15 protein-coding genes and 1 tRNA gene are annotated in these 17,763 nt (G+C 57.3%); 14 read left to right on the top strand and 2 right to left on the bottom strand.

The window, feature by feature from the left end; all coding sequences use genetic code 11:
• The first annotated feature begins 3 nt into the window (after positions 1–3).
• The 6 genes from moaC to AR306_RS02335 all read left to right on the top strand — a co-directional run bounded on the left by moaC (position 4) and on the right by AR306_RS02335 (position 5,672).
• Positions 4–501 (top strand): cyclic pyranopterin monophosphate synthase MoaC, encoded by a 498-nt coding sequence (moaC, locus tag AR306_RS02360; RefSeq protein WP_101495942.1) that lies wholly within the window; start codon positions 4–6, stop codon positions 499–501.
• Positions 498–746 carry a MoaD/ThiS family protein gene (locus AR306_RS02355; RefSeq protein WP_101495941.1) on the top strand — a complete coding sequence of 83 codons (249 nt, stop codon included), beginning with the start codon at positions 498–500 and terminating at the stop codon, positions 744–746. The genes moaC and AR306_RS02355 overlap by 4 nt, the downstream gene beginning before the upstream one ends.
• A 4-nt stretch (positions 747–750) precedes the next feature.
• The gene (moaE, locus tag AR306_RS02350; protein WP_101496106.1) at positions 751–1,221 is read left to right on the top strand and encodes a molybdopterin synthase catalytic subunit MoaE; all 471 of its coding nucleotides are present in this window, start codon (positions 751–753) and stop codon (positions 1,219–1,221) included.
• Positions 1,218–2,441, top strand: coding sequence for a molybdopterin molybdotransferase MoeA (locus AR306_RS02345; RefSeq protein ID WP_101495940.1), 1,224 nt, complete (start codon positions 1,218–1,220; stop codon positions 2,439–2,441). Before moaE ends, AR306_RS02345 begins: the two co-directional genes overlap by 4 nt.
• Before the next feature lie 192 nt (positions 2,442–2,633).
• Positions 2,634–2,888, top strand: coding sequence for a helix-turn-helix domain-containing protein (locus AR306_RS02340; RefSeq protein WP_101495939.1), 255 nt, complete (start codon positions 2,634–2,636; stop codon positions 2,886–2,888).
• Between the two features lie 24 nt (positions 2,889–2,912).
• Positions 2,913–5,672: a class I SAM-dependent DNA methyltransferase gene (locus AR306_RS02335; RefSeq protein WP_101495938.1), complete on the top strand. Its 2,760-nt coding sequence runs from the start codon at positions 2,913–2,915 to the stop codon at positions 5,670–5,672.
• A gap of 70 nt (positions 5,673–5,742) precedes the next feature.
• On the opposite strand, the gene AR306_RS02330 is transcribed toward AR306_RS02335, so the two are convergent.
• Positions 5,743–6,876: a Fic family protein gene (locus AR306_RS02330; protein WP_101495937.1), complete on the bottom strand. Its 1,134-nt coding sequence runs from the start codon at positions 6,874–6,876 to the stop codon at positions 5,743–5,745.
• 764 nt (positions 6,877–7,640) lie between these two features.
• Between AR306_RS02330 and AR306_RS02325 the strand changes: the two genes are divergently transcribed.
• The 6 genes from AR306_RS02325 to AR306_RS02300 all read left to right on the top strand — a co-directional run bounded on the left by AR306_RS02325 (position 7,641) and on the right by AR306_RS02300 (position 14,803).
• Positions 7,641–8,297: a DUF6088 family protein gene (locus AR306_RS02325; RefSeq protein WP_101495936.1), complete on the top strand. Its 657-nt coding sequence runs from the start codon at positions 7,641–7,643 to the stop codon at positions 8,295–8,297.
• Positions 8,294–9,274, top strand: coding sequence for a nucleotidyl transferase AbiEii/AbiGii toxin family protein (locus tag AR306_RS02320; RefSeq protein ID WP_101495935.1), 981 nt, complete (start codon positions 8,294–8,296; stop codon positions 9,272–9,274). Before AR306_RS02325 ends, AR306_RS02320 begins: the two co-directional genes overlap by 4 nt.
• 53 nt (positions 9,275–9,327) lie before the next feature.
• Entirely contained in the window at positions 9,328–11,391 is a 2,064-nt protein-coding gene (locus AR306_RS02315) for a DEAD/DEAH box helicase (protein ID WP_101495934.1), read from the top strand.
• On the top strand, positions 11,384–12,562 hold the full coding sequence (locus AR306_RS02310) for a GIY-YIG nuclease family protein (RefSeq protein WP_101495933.1): 1,179 nt from the start codon (positions 11,384–11,386) through the stop codon (positions 12,560–12,562). The genes AR306_RS02315 and AR306_RS02310 overlap by 8 nt, the downstream gene beginning before the upstream one ends.
• A 142-nt stretch (positions 12,563–12,704) precedes the next feature.
• A complete protein-coding gene (locus AR306_RS02305) occupies positions 12,705–13,610 on the top strand; it encodes a hypothetical protein (RefSeq protein ID WP_206167946.1) in 906 nt (301 codons plus the stop codon).
• The gene (locus AR306_RS02300) at positions 13,607–14,803 is read left to right on the top strand and encodes a GGDEF domain-containing protein (RefSeq protein WP_101495932.1); all 1,197 of its coding nucleotides are present in this window, start codon (positions 13,607–13,609) and stop codon (positions 14,801–14,803) included. The genes AR306_RS02305 and AR306_RS02300 overlap by 4 nt, the downstream gene beginning before the upstream one ends.
• A gap of 95 nt (positions 14,804–14,898) precedes the next feature.
• Here AR306_RS02300 and AR306_RS02295 read toward each other — a convergent pair.
• A tRNA-Arg gene (locus tag AR306_RS02295) sits at positions 14,899–14,975 on the bottom strand.
• Positions 14,976–15,183: 208 nt separating this feature from the next.
• On the opposite strand from AR306_RS02295, the gene AR306_RS02290 reads away from it, so the two are divergent.
• Entirely contained in the window at positions 15,184–16,215 is a 1,032-nt protein-coding gene (locus AR306_RS02290; RefSeq protein ID WP_101495931.1) for an extracellular solute-binding protein, read from the top strand.
• The gene (locus AR306_RS02285; protein ID WP_206167945.1) at positions 16,212–17,762 is read left to right on the top strand and encodes an ABC transporter permease; all 1,551 of its coding nucleotides are present in this window, start codon (positions 16,212–16,214) and stop codon (positions 17,760–17,762) included. The genes AR306_RS02290 and AR306_RS02285 overlap by 4 nt, the downstream gene beginning before the upstream one ends.
• The last annotated feature ends 1 nt before the right edge of the window (position 17,763 follow it).

The raw sequence follows: 17,763 nt of genomic DNA, 5'->3' as shown, positions 1-17,763 counted from the left end.
AGCATGCTTACCCATCTGGATAATCAGGGCCGCGCCAACATGGTGGACGTGACCACCAAGGCCATTACCGAACGCGCGGCCACCGCCTGTGCCCTGGTGCACATGCAACCGCAAACGCTGGACATGATCCAGCAGGGCGGCCACCCCAAGGGCGATGTGTTTGCCGTTGCCCGCATTGCCGGCATCCAGGCCGCCAAACGCACCCACGAACTCATTCCCCTGTGCCACCCGCTGATGCTGACCAGCGTCAAGGTTCACCTCGAGCCCCGGCCGCCACAGCATGTATACATCACGGCGACATGCAAACTGGCCGGCCAGACCGGCGTGGAAATGGAAGCCCTGACCGCCGTTTCCGTGGCGGCACTGACCCTGTACGACATGTGCAAAGCGGTGGACAAGGACATGCAGATCGAACAGGTACATCTGCTGGATAAACAGGGTGGAAAAAGCGGCCACTATGTCCGCGCTGAAGGCAAAACCGCCCCGGGAGGCCAACCATGATCAAGGTGCTGTTCTTTGCCCGCTACAAAGAGGTGCTCAAACAGGAGCAGCTGCAACTGCAATGGCAGGCGCAGTGGCAAACGCTGGGCGACATCCGCGCCCATCTGGTGCAACAGGGTGGACCCTGGAGCGTACTGGAAGACCCGGGCATCATGTGTGCCCGCAACCAGGACATGTGTCGCCTGGACACTGCGGTACAGGACGGTGACGAGGTTGCGTTCTTTCCCACGGTCACCGGGGGTTAGCATGATCAGCATCCAGGTGCAAACCGCTCCCTTCGATTCCGGCCAGCTCACTGCAGCAGTGCATGGCGGCAATCTGGCGGTGGGCGCGGTAGTCAGCTTTACCGGCTATGTGCGCGACTTCAACCAGCAGAAACAGGTACACGGCATGTTTCTCGAACACTTTCCCGGCATGACCGAGAAATCACTGGAACAGATCGCCCACGAAGCCCGCCAACGCTGGCCGCTGCAGTCCGTGCAGATTTTACACCGGGTCGGCGAACTGGAGCAGGGCGAACCCATTGTGTTCGTCGCCACCGCCAGCGCCCACCGCGAGGACGCCTTCAACGCCTGCGCCTTCATCATGGACTATTTGAAAACGCGCGCGCCCTTCTGGAAAAAAGAACAGACCGCCGCAGGCAGCCACTGGGTCGACGGACGCGCCAGCGACCAGGCAGCTGCGACACGCTGGCAACAGGACAGCAAGGATTCTCCATGAACAATCCATGTGAACAAAGCAGCCTGCACAGCATCGGGCAGGCCATCGACATCCTGACAACCCTGCTGCAGCGGCCGCTGGACAGTATCCGCCTGCCGCTGACCGAAGCGCGCGGCAAAGTCCTTGCCGCAGACCTGGCGGCACGGCTGGATGTCCCGCGCTGGGACAACAGCGCCATGGACGGCTACGCCCTGAACAGCGCCGACCCGGACCCGGCCAACCCCTGGTTGCCCGTGGCCGGCTGCCAGGCCGCTGGCGACCCGCCGTCCACCCTGCAGCCCGGCCATTGCATGCAGATCTTTACCGGCGCGGTGTTGCCCGCGGGTGCCGACACAGTCATTCCGGTAGAAAACTGCCGTACCAACACCGGACAAGTCTTCTTTGAAAACTGGCAGCCCGGTCAGAATATCCGCCGACAGGGCGAAGAAACCCGGGCCGGACAACCGCTTCTTGCCCAGGGTACCCGTCTCGATGCACGGCACATCGGTCTGCTGGCCAGCCAGGGCTATGCCGAAGTTCCAGTCTATCGACCACTGCGCATAGGTATCCTCAGCAGCGGCAATGAACTGCGTGACCCGGGCACCCCGCTTGATGACGGGCAAATCTACGACACGAACAGCTTTTTGCTCACCAGCCTTCTGCAGGGCTGGGGCTTTGCCGTTACCTGTTACCCACGCATGCGTGACGAACTGGCCGCAGTCTCGCAACAACTTGCAATTGCAGCCGGTGAACAAGATGTCCTGATCAGTAGTGGCGGTGTTTCTGTTGGGGCAGCTGATCATATGAAAACAGCAGTGCAGCAGCATGGCCAGATCAGCTTATGGCGTGTCGCTATCCAGCCCGGCAAGCCACTGGCATTTGGCAGCATCGGCAAAACACCCTGGATCGGCTTGCCCGGCAACCCTGGTGCAAGCCTGGTTACGGCGCTCGTTATAGCTCGCCCGGCCCTTCTGGCAGCGCAGGGCCAAATGGATGTTGCAGCCAAAACGTTACCTGTACAGGCAACCTTTACCCAGACCAGAAAGCGGGTTCGCGAACAATATTTGCACGCCCGTCTTGAAGCGTGCGCACACGGCTTGCAAGCCCGCTTACACCCAAAACAAAGCTCAGCCATGCTGGCCAATTGCAGCTGGGCAGACGGCATGCTAATCGTTCCCGGGCACACCTCCGTCAGCGCAGGTGACACGCTTCAGTTTGTACCGTTTTCCTCCTTGCTGTGAGCACAACCCGTCGCCGTGTTTCCTCGGGGGTTATCTGTGGCTTGAAAGCCACAAGTGCAACGCAAGGAGTACTCAACAAATCATTTTCATCGCTCTTGAGCTACATTTAATTCCATAGAAATTCAAGCGTAGGCCCTTAAATGCCTTCTTACTCTGGAATGGGCTAGAATGCCCGGAGTTTTAGGAGGGAAAATGATCAGATTCAGACTCAAAGAGCTGGTAGCGGAAAAAGAATTTCAGGAAGGGCGCAAGATCACTTTCGAGGAAATCTCGCGAGAAACCGACATTCACCGCACCACGCTGTCCAGGATTGCCAATATCAAGGGTTATGTCACCACTACCGAGGTGGTCGACAAGCTCTGTACCTATTTTGGGGTTGGCACCAGCGAGCTTGCCGAACACCTCCCCGATCCGGTACAACAGGACCGCACCCCGCCCGCCCCATAGCCACTGCCACGGAGCCACGCATCAGTGAACGCTGTAGAAATCGAACAGGCCATTACCGACCTTGCCGCCCGGCCCTTTGATGCGGGCGAATTCCCCTACGCCTTTCTCGAAGCCTTTGGCAACAAGGCCACCACCCTCAAGCGCCTGCGCAGCGGCAACACCAACAGCTCGGACGTGGGCGGCGTTTTGCAGCGCAACAACATCCACCTCGCCGTAGCCGAACCCGGTGCAGTCACCGACACCCTGGCCGCCCTGCGCGACAGCCCGGCCACCGGGCGTGCCAAGGCCAAGTTCATTCTCGCCACCGACGGCACCGACTTTGAAGCCGAAGACCTGGCCAGCGGCGAAACCATAGCCTGTGCCTACGTCGACTTTCCCGATCACTTTGGTTTTTTCCTGCCGCTGGCCGGTATCTCCACCGTTCAACAAATCCGCGACAGCTCCTTTGATATTCGCGCCACCAGTCGCCTCAACCGGCTGTACACCGAGCTGCTCAAAGACAACCCCGACTGGGGCCGGGGCGCACAACGCCACGAAATGAACCACTTCATGGCACGGCTGATTTTCTGCTTCTTTGCCGAAGATACCGATATTTTCGCCACCAACAGCCTGTTTACCCACACCGTCAGCCAAATGAGTGACGGCGATGCCAGCAACACCGCCGAGGTCATCAGCACCATTTTTCTGGCCATGAACACCGCCCGCAACCAGCGCGAAAGCGCCGGCATACCACGCTGGGCCGACCGCTTCCCCTACGTCAACGGCGGCCTGTTTTCCGGCTCCAGCCAGGTGCCGCGCTTTAGCAAAATATCCCGCTCCTACCTGATCCACATCGGCACCCTCGACTGGACCAAAATCAACCCGGACATTTTCGGCTCCATGATTCAGGCCGTGGCCGACGAAGACGAGCGCGGCGAGCTGGGCATGCACTACACCAGCGTGCCCAACATCCTCAAGGTGCTCAATCCGCTGTTTCTGGACGAGCTGCGCAACAGCCTCAACGAAGCCGGCGACAACACGCGCAAACTGCTCAACCTGCGCCAGCGCATGGCGCGCATCCGCGTGTTTGACCCCGCCTGCGGCAGCGGCAACTTCCTGGTGATTGCCTACAAGCAAATGCGTGAGCTTGAAGCCGAAATCAACCGCCGCCGCAACGAAGCCGACCGCGCCAGCGAGATCCCGCTGACCAACTTTCGCGGCATCGAACTGCGTGGCTTCTCCGCCGAAATCGCCCGTTTAGCGCTGATCATTGCCGAATACCAGTGCGACGTAACCTGGCGGGGCAAACAACTGGCACTGGCCGAGTTTCTGCCGCTGAGCGCCGATAACTGGATCGTCACCGACAACGCCCTCAAGCTCGACTGGCTCAGCGTCTGCCCGCCCACCGGCGCTGCCGTCAAACTGCTGGGTGACGACCTGTTTCAAACCCCGCTTGATCAGGCAGAAATCAGTTTCGAGAACGAAGGCGGCGAAACCTACATTTGCGGCAACCCGCCCTATCTGGGCAGCACCTGGCAAAGCGCCGAGCAAAAAGCCGACCTGCAAGCCCTGTTCGACAAACGCTGCAAAAACTGGAAATCGCTGGATTATGTTGCCGGCTGGTTTCTCAAGGCTGCCGACTATTGCCGGCACGGCTCTGCCGCTGCTGCTTTTGTGTCCACCAACTCCATTTGTCAGGGCCAGCAAGTACCCATCTTATGGCCGCTGGTGTTTGCCACCGGCTGCCAGATCAGCTTTGCCCATACCAGTTTCAAATGGGCCAACCTCGCCAGCCACAATGCTGGCGTGACTGTGGCGATTATTGGCATCAGCAGCACGCCGCCTGCCCAGAGACGCATTTTTTCGCTGGATGAACAGGGGCAAACCGTCGAGCGGCTATGTGAACATATCAATGCTTATCTGATTTCCGGCCCTGCTGTAATTGTCGAAAGAGCCTCGCGTCCGCTTTCCGGACAAGCAGAAATGAGCTTCGGCAACAAACCCGTAGATGGCGGTCATTTATTGCTGTCACGCCCGGAGCTGCAAGCACTACAACTGACTCCGGAACAGCACAGCCGTTTTATTCGCCGAATTTATGGTTCGGCAGAATTTATTCGCGGGCTGGAGCGTTACTGCCTGTGGATTGACGATCAACATCTGGACGAGGCTCTTGCCATTCCACTCATTGGGCAACGCATCGAAGCAGTTAAAGCCATGCGCCTGAATAGCCGTGACAAGGGTGCTAACGAAATGGCAGCACATGCGCATCAAATGCGGGAAATGAACATCGGCAAACTACAAACTATCGCCATGCCCTGCGTGTCTTCAGAATCTCGTGAGTATTTGCCCGTAGGTCTGCTAGACAATAAGTCCACCGTAACCAATCTGGCTTTTGCTCTCTACGATGCGCCCTCGTGGAACATGGCGCTTCTTGCCAGCCGTCTGCATCTGGTCTGGATTGGCACTGTTTGCGGCAAAATGAAAACTGACTTCCGCTACTCGAACACCATGGGCTGGAACACCTTCCCCATTCCCCAGCTCACCGAAAAAAACATCACCGACCTGACCAGCGCCGCTGAAAACATCCTGCTCGCCCGCGAAGCCCATTTCCCCGCCACCATCGCCGACCTCTACGACCCGGCCACCATGCCCGACAACCTGCGCGCCGCCCACAACCACAACGACGAAATCATCGAACGCATCTACATAGGCCGCCGCTTCAAAAACGATACCGAACGGCTGGAGAAGTTGTTTGAGATGTATACCAGGATGACTGAACAAACCGCCAAAAGGACAAAGGCATGAGCGAATTAATTTTATACACCAGCGACGACGGCCAAGCCGGCCGGTCTCCACCCGCGTGAAGAGGCCGAGACTAGTGGAAAAGCTTCAAATACTCTTCAAAAGCAAACAATCTATTACGTCGTTGCTCAGTAAGCTCTGCCAGCACGCCATAGCTAACCAAATCGTTAATCAAAGCCGCCGCCGTATTGGTTGAAACATCCAATGTCTGGGCTACCCATTTAATGTCAATGATGGGTTGACCATACAATTGGCGCACCAGGTTTTGCGCATTGTCTTGTCGGCGCGTGCTAAAGCGGGGTAGTACCTCTCTTTCAATGCGTTGCTTCAAGTCGATAATTGCACGAAACACCGCAGCCGATGCCCGCGCAGTTTCTTCAACGCCAAATAAAAAAAACACGAGCCATTCACGCATGTGGTTGCCATTCCGTACCGCCATCAAATGATCCACATAGGCTGTTTTATGCCGCTCAAAATAATCCGACAGGTACAGCGCGGGCTTTGTCAGCAGCCCCTCGGAAGCGAGATACAGCGAAATCATCAAACGCCCCAGACGGCCATTGCCATCAAGAAAAGGGTGGATGGTTTCAAATTGGTAATGAGCAATGGCAATCCGCAGCAATGGATGCACAAAGAAATGTTCTGCATGTAAAAATTTCTCCAGATCCCCCATCAGTTCAGGGACATGCTCATGATGCGGCGGTACAAAAACGGCGTGTTTCAGGCTAACGCCAATCCAGTTTTGGCTGCTGCGAAACTCTCCGGGCAACTTATGCTCGCCGCGTACTCCCTGCATTAATTCGGCATGGGTTTGCTTTAGCAGCCGAACAGAAAGTGGCAGGGTCTGCAAGGAGTCAATCGCAAAACGAATGGCCCGGATGTAGTTTTGCACTTCGGTCCAGTCATCACGCTCTTCTGGCTTCAGGTCGTCAGCACCCTTGAAAGCATCTTCAATATTGGTTTGGGTGCCTTCAATACGACTGGACTGGGTAGCTTCTTTGGCAACATACATCTGAATGAAAAAATCAATATCAGGAATGAGCTGACTAAAGGCATTCAGCTCTCCTAATGCCCGATCAGCCTTGCCCAGCATATCCATCAACTCCGGGTCAGAAATCAGCCACTCGTGGCAGATTAGCTCCGGCAAAAATGCCTTGTACTCGTACCGCTGCTCATAGCGGCCAGCCTGAAAGTCAGATAGATTCATTTGTCAGAAACCATGCTTGTTTTTGATATAGCAAAAAGCGTATATCAGAATCTCGCTCTCCTGCAAGCTTTATGTCAATAAACGCTCAGAATCTGACATAGCAGGTTCTTTATGTCAGATAGTCCACGCTTTGCACGTGATACCCTGCCGGCTGATCAGGGTTGGGGAGGGCACCAGCTAGCAAAAATGAACACGGAGCTGGCCAAACCAATGGCGTGAGCGAGTGATTGCTACAGTGCTGCTATATGGATATGTATTATGGTACAATTCAGCCAACAACACCCGCCACGCCTCTCAACGAAGCGCACCCCGGCGGGTTTTTTATTTCAGGCTTTTGCTTATGAAATTTACCAGGCTACCCATTGATGTCGATGCCCAGATTGCACTGCTCAGGCAGCGTGGCTTGTTGATTACTGATGAGAATATAGCCAGGCACCTTATGGATAAACTTAGGGACGCAACCAGCTGAAGGGCGTTTAATTCAGAAAGGGGAAAAGCGTGGGACTTACTACGTTTTGCCCGCTGATGAATGATCGGTTGTGCGCGGTTATGCGCGGTTATGCGCGTGCGCATAACACCTAACCGCGCGGTAGCAGGCCAGTGTTTCCGCCATTATCCGCGAGTTATAAGCTGCTCTATGAGCTTTCTATGAGCCTTTACCGCGCGCTCCATGAGGTACGGGCTTTATGAGCAGATATTGGTTTACAGCTTTGCCTGGCTCTGTGTTAGCATTCAGAACAAGCCCAGCTTACTCCTGAATAAAAATGTCGGATAAAAAAGAAAATAGCACAATAGACCAAATACTTAGCCGTATTTATGGTAATGGTAGGGGTTGGGCTTTTTCCAGAAAAGATTTTGCCTTGCTCGGCAATGCCGATCTCATCGACAAAAGCCTGTCCATCCTTGCCCAAAAAGGCACTATCCGGCGGGTTATGCGGGGTCTGTACGATTACCCCCGCTACAGCAAATGGCTTCAGCAAAGTCTTGAGCCCGACATCGACCAGGTTGCCCACGCCCTGGCTCGCAAGTACGGCTGGAGCATTCAGGTCACTGGTAATGCAGCCCTGAACATCATGGGCTTATCGACCCAGGTGCCAACCCGTTATCTTTATCTGAGTGATGGCTCCAGCAAGGCCTATCTGATAGGCGCTGTTGAGCTGGAATTCAAAAAAGCCCGTTACAGCCTGCTCAATACCAAACGCCAAGACAGTGCCTTGCTGGTACAGGCGCTGGACTCCCTGGGCAGCGCCAATGTGGGTCAGGCCGAGCTGCAAGCCTTTGCCCGCTATCTGGCACCCGACAAACCGCTGCCTGCCAAAATACGCAACGCCATTGCACGCGATACCCAGTATGTAACCAGTTGGATTCAGCAGGCCATCATGCAAATTCTTGAACTGGCCAGCAGCGAGGAGGCGAGATGAAGCGCCTGGCTTTAGTCAGTGCCCAGCAACGCAGCGAATTGTTTGCTGCCACTGCCAGCCGGATGGGCATTACTCCAGCCGCTGCGGAAAAAGACTTCTGGATTGTCTGGGTGCTGGCACGGCTTTTTGAGCATGCCAAATGGGGTCAGTTGCTGCGCTTCAAAGGTGGCACCAGTTTGTCCAAAGCCTATGGTGTGATTGAGCGCTTTTCCGAAGACATCGACCTGATTCTGGACTGGAGCGGTTTGTCAGCGGATAACCCCACAGCACAGCGCAGCAAAACCAGCCAGCAGAAATTGAACACCAAAATTAATCAGGCTGCACAGGCGTTGATTGCGGAGCAGTTGCTGCCAGACCTGCAAAGCAGCTTCTCACCTGTGTGCACGGTGGCCCTGGATGATCAAGACCCGCATACGCTTAATGTGTTTTACCCGGCAGTATTTGCTGCCGGTTATCTGCGTCCGGTCATCCGTCTGGAAATAGGCCCGCTGGCGGCCATGTTGCCCATGCAACACTGCATGATTGAAAGCTATGCGGCCAGTAAGTTTCCGCAGGTGTTCAGCCAGCCCGGCGTGCAAGTACCCACCATCAAGCTGGAACGCAGCTTTTGGGAAAAACTGACCATCCTGCATGCCGAGGCACACCGGCCCGCCAACAAACCATTGCCCAGCCGCTATGCCAGGCATTATTACGATGTGTGGTGTCTGGCACAGCATTCGGCCATTGATGCGTTTATTCAAAATGCCGGCTTGCTGGCCGAGGTTGTTCAGTTCAAACAGCAGTTTTATCCGGTTGGCTGGGCAAGTTACAACACCGCCACCCCGGCACAGATAAGACTGCTGCCAGCACCTAAGCATCTGGATTTGCTCAAAAAAGACTATCAGGCCATGCAGGAAATGCTGTTTGGTGAGACACCGGACTTTATAACGCTAATGAATGATCTGCAAAAGTTGCAAAATACGATTAATACGGTGTGAGTCTATACCCGTTTTTACGCACGGCACGCGCACACCAATTGTAGGGAATCAACATGACCAAAAGCGTTCCATCCGTCTCTGTCAATTACGCCAGCAATGGCAGCTCGACCCGCTCCAACAGCCTGGGCATGCGGGCGTTGCAGGAGCGTGCCTATGAGCGCCGTGGCGAGCAGTATCTGCTGATCAAGTCGCCGCCGGCTTCGGGTAAAAGCCGGGCGCTGATGTTTATTGCGCTGGACAAGCTGCATAACCAGGGGCTGAAACAGGCGATTATTGTGGTGCCGGAAAAGTCCATCGGCTCCAGTTTCCATGACGAGCCGCTATCAAAATTTGGCTTCTGGGCCGACTGGACGGTAGAGCCCAAATGGAACCTATGTAACGCGCCGGGCAGCGACAATGGCGGCAAGGTCAAATCGCTGGGCGTGTTTTTGCAAAGCGATGACCGCACGTTGGTATGTACCCATGCCACCTTTCGTTTCGCGGTGGAGCAGCTGGGCGTGGAAGCATTCGACAACCGGCTGATTGCCGTGGACGAGTTTCACCATGTGTCGGCCAACCCGGACAATATTCTGGGTGCCCAGCTCAAGGAGCTGATTGCCCGCGACAAGGTGCATATCGTCGCCATGACCGGTTCCTATTTCCGTGGCGATGCCGAGGCGGTGTTGTCGCCCGAAGACGAAGCCCGCTTCAATACCGTGACCTACACCTACTATGAGCAGCTTAACGGCTACGAGCACCTGAAACAGCTGGATATAGGCTACTACTTTTACTCCGGTGCCTACGTGGATGACATTCTCAAGGTGCTGGACCCGACCGAAAAAACCATCCTGCACATTCCCAACGTCAACTCGCGGGAAAGCACCAAGGACAAAATCCGCGAGGTGGAGCACATCATCGAGATGCTGGGCGAGTGGCAGGGCACCGATGCACACACCGGCTTTCAGATGGTGAAAACCGCGCAAGGCCAGCTGTTGCGCATTGCCGATCTGGTGGATGACGACCCCAACAAAAGGGACAGGGTATCCGCTGCCCTGAAAGACCCGGAGCAGAAAAACAACCGCGACCACGTGGATATCATCATTGCGCTGGGCATGGCCAAAGAAGGCTTTGACTGGATCTGGTGCGAGCACGCGCTGACGGTCGGTTATCGCTCCAGCCTGACCGAAATCGTACAGATTATTGGCCGCGCCACCCGGGATGCGCCCGGCAAACAGCGCGCCCGCTTTACCAACCTGATTGCCGAGCCGGACGCCACGGCAGACAGCGTATCCGAGGCGGTCAACGATACTCTGAAAGCCATTGCTGCCAGCCTGCTGATGGAGCAAGTATTGGCACCGCGCTTTGAGTTCAGGGCCAAAACCCCCGCCAGCGGGCCACAAGCCGGCTTTGATTATGGCGAAGGCGGCTATAACCCCGACAGATGCAATGTGGGCGTGAACGAGGAAACCGGAAAATTCCAGATCGAGATCAAGGGTCTGGTCGAACCGGCCAGCCAGGAGGCCCGGCGCATTTGCGAGGAAGACCTGAACGAAGTGATTGCCAGTTTTGTGCAGGACAAAATCACCATTGAGCACGGCCTGTTCAATGAGGACATCATTCCCGAAGAACTGACCCAGCTGCGTATGGGCAAGATCATCAAGGAGCGCTACCCCGAGTTGGATGCCAGGGATCAGGAAGCTGTGCGCCAGCATGCGGTGGCCGCCCTGAACACTGTGCAGCAAGCCAAGCTGGCGCTGACTGGCATGGAAACGACAGCTGCCGGAAGCAGCGAACCCGGTCTCAATACCGCGCTGATTACCGGCGTGCGCAAATTTGCCATGGATGTGCGCGAGCTGGATATTGACCTGATTGACCGCATCAACCCGTTCAGCGAGGCCTACGCCATTCTGGCCAAAACCATGAGCGAGGAGCGCCTCAAGCAGATTGCCGAGGAAATTTCCAGAAAACACATTAGCCTGACCCCGGACGAAGCGCGTGAGCTGGCGCGCCGGGCCGTCGCTTTCAAGCAGGACCGTGGCCGCCTGCCGGAGCTGACTGCCAACGATCCCTGGGAGCGCAAAATGGCCGAAGGCGTAGCCTTTCTGGCCCGCATGAAAGCAGGAACCCTGAATGCCTAAGAATTTTACTGCCGAAGACGATGAGCTGCTGGCCGCGCTGGGCATCGAAGTTGAAGTCAAACCGCAAAAGGCGTTAACGCCACGTCAGGAGCGCATCATTGCCGGCTTTGAAGAGATTCAGCGCTTTTATGAGCAGCATGGGCGCGCGCCGTTGCATCTGGAAAGCGGTGATATTTTTGAGCGCCTGTACGCCGTGCGACTGGAGCGCCTGCGCAGCCTTGAAGAATGCCGGGAGCTGGTGGAGGCGCTGGATCATCAGGGTTTGCTGACCACCACCGCCGACAGCACGCCCGACCTGGATGCGCTGGATGATGATGCACTGCTGGCCGAGCTGGGCATTGAGCCGGCAGCATCAGAGCTGACCACCCTCAAACATGTGCGCTCTACAGCAGAAAAACGCGCGGCAGAAGAAATTGCCAACCGGGAAAGCTGCAAGGACTTTGAGCGTTTTCAGCCGTTGTTCAAGCAGATAGCAGCCGACCTGGGCAGCGGCGTGCGCAAAACCATGCCATTTGGCAACGACACCAGCATCGAAGTAGGCCAATGGTTTGTGCTGGACGGGCAAACGGCTTATGTCGCCGAAGAGGGTGAAGAGTTTGATTCACCCCAGGGCAAAAAAGACGCCCGTTTGCGAGTGATTTTTTCCAACAAGACCGAAGCTGCCCTGCTGCGCCTGTCACTGGTGCGCGCCCTGTACAAAGACGAAAGCAGCCGCCGTATCACCGAGCCGGACGCCGGCCCCCTGTTCAGCGGCGTTGAAGAAGACGGCGATATCGAAAGCGGCACCATCTATGTGCTACGCAGCCAGTCGCAGCACCCCTTCGTGGCCGAACACCGCGAGCTGATTCATAAAATCGGCGTCACCGGCGGCAAGGTTGCAACCCGCATCGCTAATGCCGCTCACGAGGCAACCTATCTGCTGGCCGAGGTTGAAGTGGTCGCCACCTATAAGCTGGTCGGCATTAACAAGCACAAGATGGAAGCGCTGTTTCACAGGATCTTCGCGCCTGCCCAGCTGGAGTTGACCATCGAAGACCGCTTTGGCCATCCGGTCAAACCCAGAGAGTGGTTTCTGGTGCCGCTGCATGTGATAGACGAGGCTGTGCAGCGCATCATGGATGGAACGATAGCGGGGGCTACCTATGACCCGGCCAGTGCCAGGCTGGTGTGATATACGATACCTTTACAAGAGCTACAACGCATTTAACCGGCTGCCCTGCCCACAAGCCATGAATAGCGGCAATTTGACAGGCCGCAAGGTATGATACGCAACAAAGGCTTTGTTTTTTTACGGCCATATGCAAGGCGTATTCATGAGTCATTCAGGCATTTTTTGCAGCTTGCGTACCCTTTTGCCATTCAGGTCTCTGCCGGGGTTGCTCTTGCTGATTGCACTGGCACCGGCCCAGGCGGCTCCGGTCAGGCTGGTGGTGCAGAACGAGGCGCACCTGGCCCATGCCCGTGCGCTGGTTCTGGCCGCTTTCGAAGCCGGTGGCCTGGAAGTGCAACCGGATGATGCACCGATCGGAAACGAGCGCCGTGTACAGTCCCTGATGGACAGCAGGCAGATACATGTCAGCATGATTCCGGCCAGCGCAGAGCGGCTGCAGCTGGTGAAAGAGGGCAAGCTGCTGATGATTCCCGTGCCGCTGGACCGTGGTTTGCTGGGTTATCGTATCGGCCTTACCGTCAACAGCCGGCGTGACGCCATGGCACAGGTGCGCACCAGTGCAGACCTGAAAAACATCATCATTGGCCAGGGCGAAGGCTGGTCCGATCTGGATATCTATCACCACGCCGGCATCCCGACCCATGAAATCAAGGACTGGACGCAGGATGTTTTTGCCCGCCAGATCGATGCCGGAGTCATGGACCTGTATCCGGTCGGACTGGTGGAAACATTCAATTATTTTCTCGACCACTATCGTCAGCTCTACGCAGAGGTCACGCTGGAACCGTACCTGATCATCCGGTACCCCTGGTTCAGGTTTGTCTGGGTTACAGCAGACCTGCCCCATGTTCATGCCGTCCTGGAACGGGGCTTTGAAAGGCTGATCGAGAGCGGCGAGTTTCTGCGCATCTGGGAGCAGCACCGGCAGGCACCTTCAGAGGCAATGCTGGCCGGTCGCACCATCATTGACCTGGCCAACCCGTACTACAGTCTGGAAGTCATTCCGGCACACTGGCGGCATTTGCTGATCAGGCCCCTGCAGAAATGAAAAAGCCCATCACGCGCAGCAGCACCCTGTTCCGGCAGTTTGTGCTGTCGCTGACTTTCCCCGTACTGCTGGCATTCATGCTGGCCGGGCTGGGTACCGTCTGGATTACCTGGAGCCAGCAGCAAAGCGATCTTGCCCTGCAGAAAGAAAGCATGCTGCAGTCTTACCGTGAAGCGCTGGTAAAGCCGCTCTGGGACTGTGACAACAACACCGTGGAAGGCATTTTGGTCGCCATGATGTACCAAACCGGCATTGCCTGGGTGCAGATCAATGAAGCATGCCGCGAACAGATCTTGCAGGCCGGCGATGCGCAGCTCGCAGACAACCCGGACTCCGTGGAAGTTTTTACGCTGGAATACCTGGACGAAAAAGGACGCGGTTTTTATGTCGGCACCCTGGAAGTACTGTTCAAATCACAGTCCATCCAGACCGGACTGGCTGATAATTTCTGGCGTTACCTGATGTTGCTGGCGGCCCTGCTGGCCAGCATGCTGTGCATTACGCTGCTGATTTTCCGCCGCCTGATCAGCAATCCGTTGCAGCGCTTCCAGATCATCATCGAGCAGAACAAGAACCGCACGGACAGCCCGCTGGTTAGCGCAGGTGCCGCTGCCACACAAGACAACGAGCTTGGCCAGGTCATGCATGCCTATGATGACCTGATGCAGGAACTGTACGACGTCATTACCCAGCTCAAACAGCAACAGGCAACCTTGCACGACATGGCACACACGGACAGCCTGACCGGCCTGGGCAACCGCCTGAGACTGGAAGATGTACTGACACGGGCACTGGCCCGCAGCCACAGGAGCGGCCAGGCCGGCTGTGTGTTCCTGCTGGACCTGAATGACTTCAAGCCGGTCAATGATACGTGGGGCCACGCTGCCGGCGATGTGGTGCTTCAGCAAGTCGGCGAGCGCTTGCACGAACTGCTGCGCGATACGGATGTGGCGGTGCGCCTGGGCGGTGACGAGTTTGTCGTAGTGGCCGAAGAAGCCGGCGACCGCAGCGCCGTTACGCATCTGGCCGAGAAAATTCGTCAGCGCATTGAGCAGCCATACGCGTTCAGGGACCAGCAGCTGCAGGTGGGCGTCAGTATAGGTTACGCCCTGTTTCCTGATGATGGTGAAAGCAGCACTGCCTTGCTGGCCCGCGCCGATCAGGTCATGTACCGGGAAAAGCGTAACCGCTAGACTGTGCCCAGACGCCTTGCAAGGCATCAGCAACACTTTTCGGGAGCAATATCAGCTGACCTTTAAACTGTAACCGACTGATATACAAGCAAGAATGGCGCACTCGGCGGGATTCGAACCCACGACCCCTGCCTTCGGAGGGCAGTACTCTATCCAGCTGAGCTACGAGTGCGTGGCGCGCATTATACACAATTTTCGGCATTGGGCACTGCAGCTTTTTCCGGGCGCTTCTTTGCCCAGGCCACCTTCTTTCCGTAACACGACAGCAGGCTGGCGGCCAGATCAGGCCTTACACTATTTACAGATTTCCTTGTACTACCACAAAGATAATTGTTCTCATTTGTGTTACCCTGCGCACACTTTTTACGGAGGCCCATTCCATGACTGATTTCAATCGCCGTACATTTTTGCGCAACAGCCTGCTGGTCGGTGGCGGCCTGATGATGGGCATGCCCGCCCTGAACCTGGCCAACGCTGCCGAAGTGCAAACCCTGACCCTGTACAGCGGCCAGCATGAAAAAACCACCCAGGCCATTGTCGACGCCTTCACCAAGGCCACCGGCATCCAGGTAAAGATCCGTACCGGCAACAGTATCCAGCTGGCCAACCAGATCATTGAAGAGGGCAAGCGCTCGCCCGCCGACGTGTTCTACTCCGAAGAAAGCCCTCCCGTAGCCGCGCTGGCCGAGCGCAACATGCTAGCCCAGCTGCCACAGGCAACCCTGGACCAGGTGCGCGAAACCTACCGCGCCACCGACGGTACCTGGACCGGCATCACCGCGCGCTGCCGTGTCACCGTATTCAACCCTGACCTGATCGACGAAAGCGAGCTGCCTGCCTCCGTCATGGACATGGCCACCGAAGCCTGGAAAGACCGTGTGGCCTTCGTGCCTACCAGTGGCGCTTTCCAGCAGCAGATCGTCGCCATCAAGCATCTGCTAGGCCGTGATGCCGCGCTAGACTGGCTCAAGGGCCTGAAGAAATACGGCCGCATCTACAACAACAACATGGCCGCCATGCGTGCCGTGGAGCGCGGCGAAATCGCCACCGCGCTAGTCAACAACTACTACTGGTACATCGTCGCGCGTGAGCAGGGCGTGGACAACATGAAGTCACGCCTGCACTTCTCCGGCCCGCAGGACCCGGGCGCGCTGATCACCGTATCCGCCGCTGGCGTGCTGAAAACCGCCAAGAACATGGACGCCGCCCAGAAACTGGTCGCCTTCATGACCAGCATCGAGGGCCAGAAGGTCTATGCCGGCGGTGTTGCCGAGTGGCCGATGAACCCTGCGGTCGAGTCCACCTTCGACATCAAGCCGTTTGACGAGCTGCAACCACCTGCCGTTAACCCGGCCAACCTGGGTGGCGCTGACGAGGCCCTGCAACTGCGCCGGGAGGCTGGCCTGGCTTGATCGCATCCGCAATCCGGACTGGCAGGCGCAACCCGCTGCGCCAGTCCTGGATGGTCTGGGCGGCACTGATTCCAGTCACCCTGGTGGTGCTGCCGGTCATCTATATCTTCATTCGTACAGCTCAGCTGGGCGCCCATGGTGCCTGGGCTGAGCTTTTTCGTGCGCGCAACCTGGAGCTGCTGCTCAACACACTGATTCTGGCCGGTGGTGTCACTTCGCTGGCGGTGGTGTTCGGCCTGTCGGTGGCCTGGTGTGTGGAGCGCAGCAATCTGCCCGGCCGCAACTGGCTGCGGGTGGTGGCCGGTTTGCCGCTGGTGGTACCGGCGTTTGTCGCCAGCTATGCCTGGTCGTCGATTGATTCCATGTTCCAAAATATGGCCGGTGCCATTCTCATTCTGGCGTTGGCCAAGTATCCGCTGGTGTATCTGCCGGTGGCCGCCTCCCTGCGCAATACCGACCCCGGCTTCGAGGACGTGTCGCGTTCGCTGGGCAAGGGCCCCTGGCGTACCTTCTTTTCTGCCTTGCTGCCACAGCTGATTCCGGCACTGGGCGGCGGCGCATTGCTGGTCGGCACCCACATGTTTGCCGAGTTCGGCGCACTGGCGCTGCTGCGCGTACAGACCTTCACCACTGCCATTTTTGAAAGCTACGAGCTGCAGTTCAACAGCTCGGCGGCGGCGATGCAGTCGATGGTGCTGATCGTGCTCTGTATTCCGCTGATCCGGGCCGAGATCCGTCTGCGTGGCGGGCGCAATGTGGCCCGTGTCGGCAAGGGCAGTGCCCGCCAGGCGCAACCGGTGCAACTGGGTGTCTGGACGATTCCTGTATTGCTCGGCTTTATTGTGCTGTTCGCGCTGGCGCTGGGCGTGCCCTTTGTCATGCTCGGCTACTGGCTGTTGACCGGCGCTTCTGTGGGTGTCGGCTACGAAAAAATCTGGCCCGCGATTCAGGGCACGCTGACGCTGGCCGGCAGCGGTGCGCTGTTCACCAGCCTGATGGCGATTCCGCTGGTGATGCTGGCGGTGCGCCAGCGCGGTCTGCTGGCACGCCTGGCCGAACGCCTGCCCTATATAGTGCACGGCCTGCCCGGCGTGGTGGTGGCGCTGGCGCTGGTGTTCCTCGCCATCCGCGTGGTGCCCTTTGCTTACCAGACCATTTTTGTCGTGCTGGCCGCCTATGCCATTCTGTTTTTGCCACTGGCCCAGTCGTCGCTGCGCGCCTCCATCGAGCTGTTGCCGAACAATCTGGAAAATATCGGCCGCAGCCTGGGCAAGCGGCCGTTCCATGTATTTGTCACCGTCATCCTGCCGAATATCGCCCCCGGCATAGGTGCGGCGCTGGCGCTGATGATGCTGGAAATGGCCCGCGAGCTGACCGCCACCCTGATGCTGGCACCCACCGGCACCACCACACTGGCGACCCAGGTCTGGTCCTATACCTCGGACGGCGAGTTTGCCGCTGCGGCACCCTTTGCCGCCCTGCTGGTGGTGATTTCCATCCTGCCAGTGTGGATCTTCACCCAGCGCATGCTGCGTCAAGGAAACTGAC

The organism is Thiopseudomonas denitrificans (assembly GCF_002866065.1).
Taxonomy (GTDB): domain Bacteria; phylum Pseudomonadota; class Gammaproteobacteria; order Pseudomonadales; family Pseudomonadaceae; genus Thiopseudomonas; species Thiopseudomonas denitrificans.
This window is presented reverse-complemented; position numbering and strand designations above follow the sequence as displayed.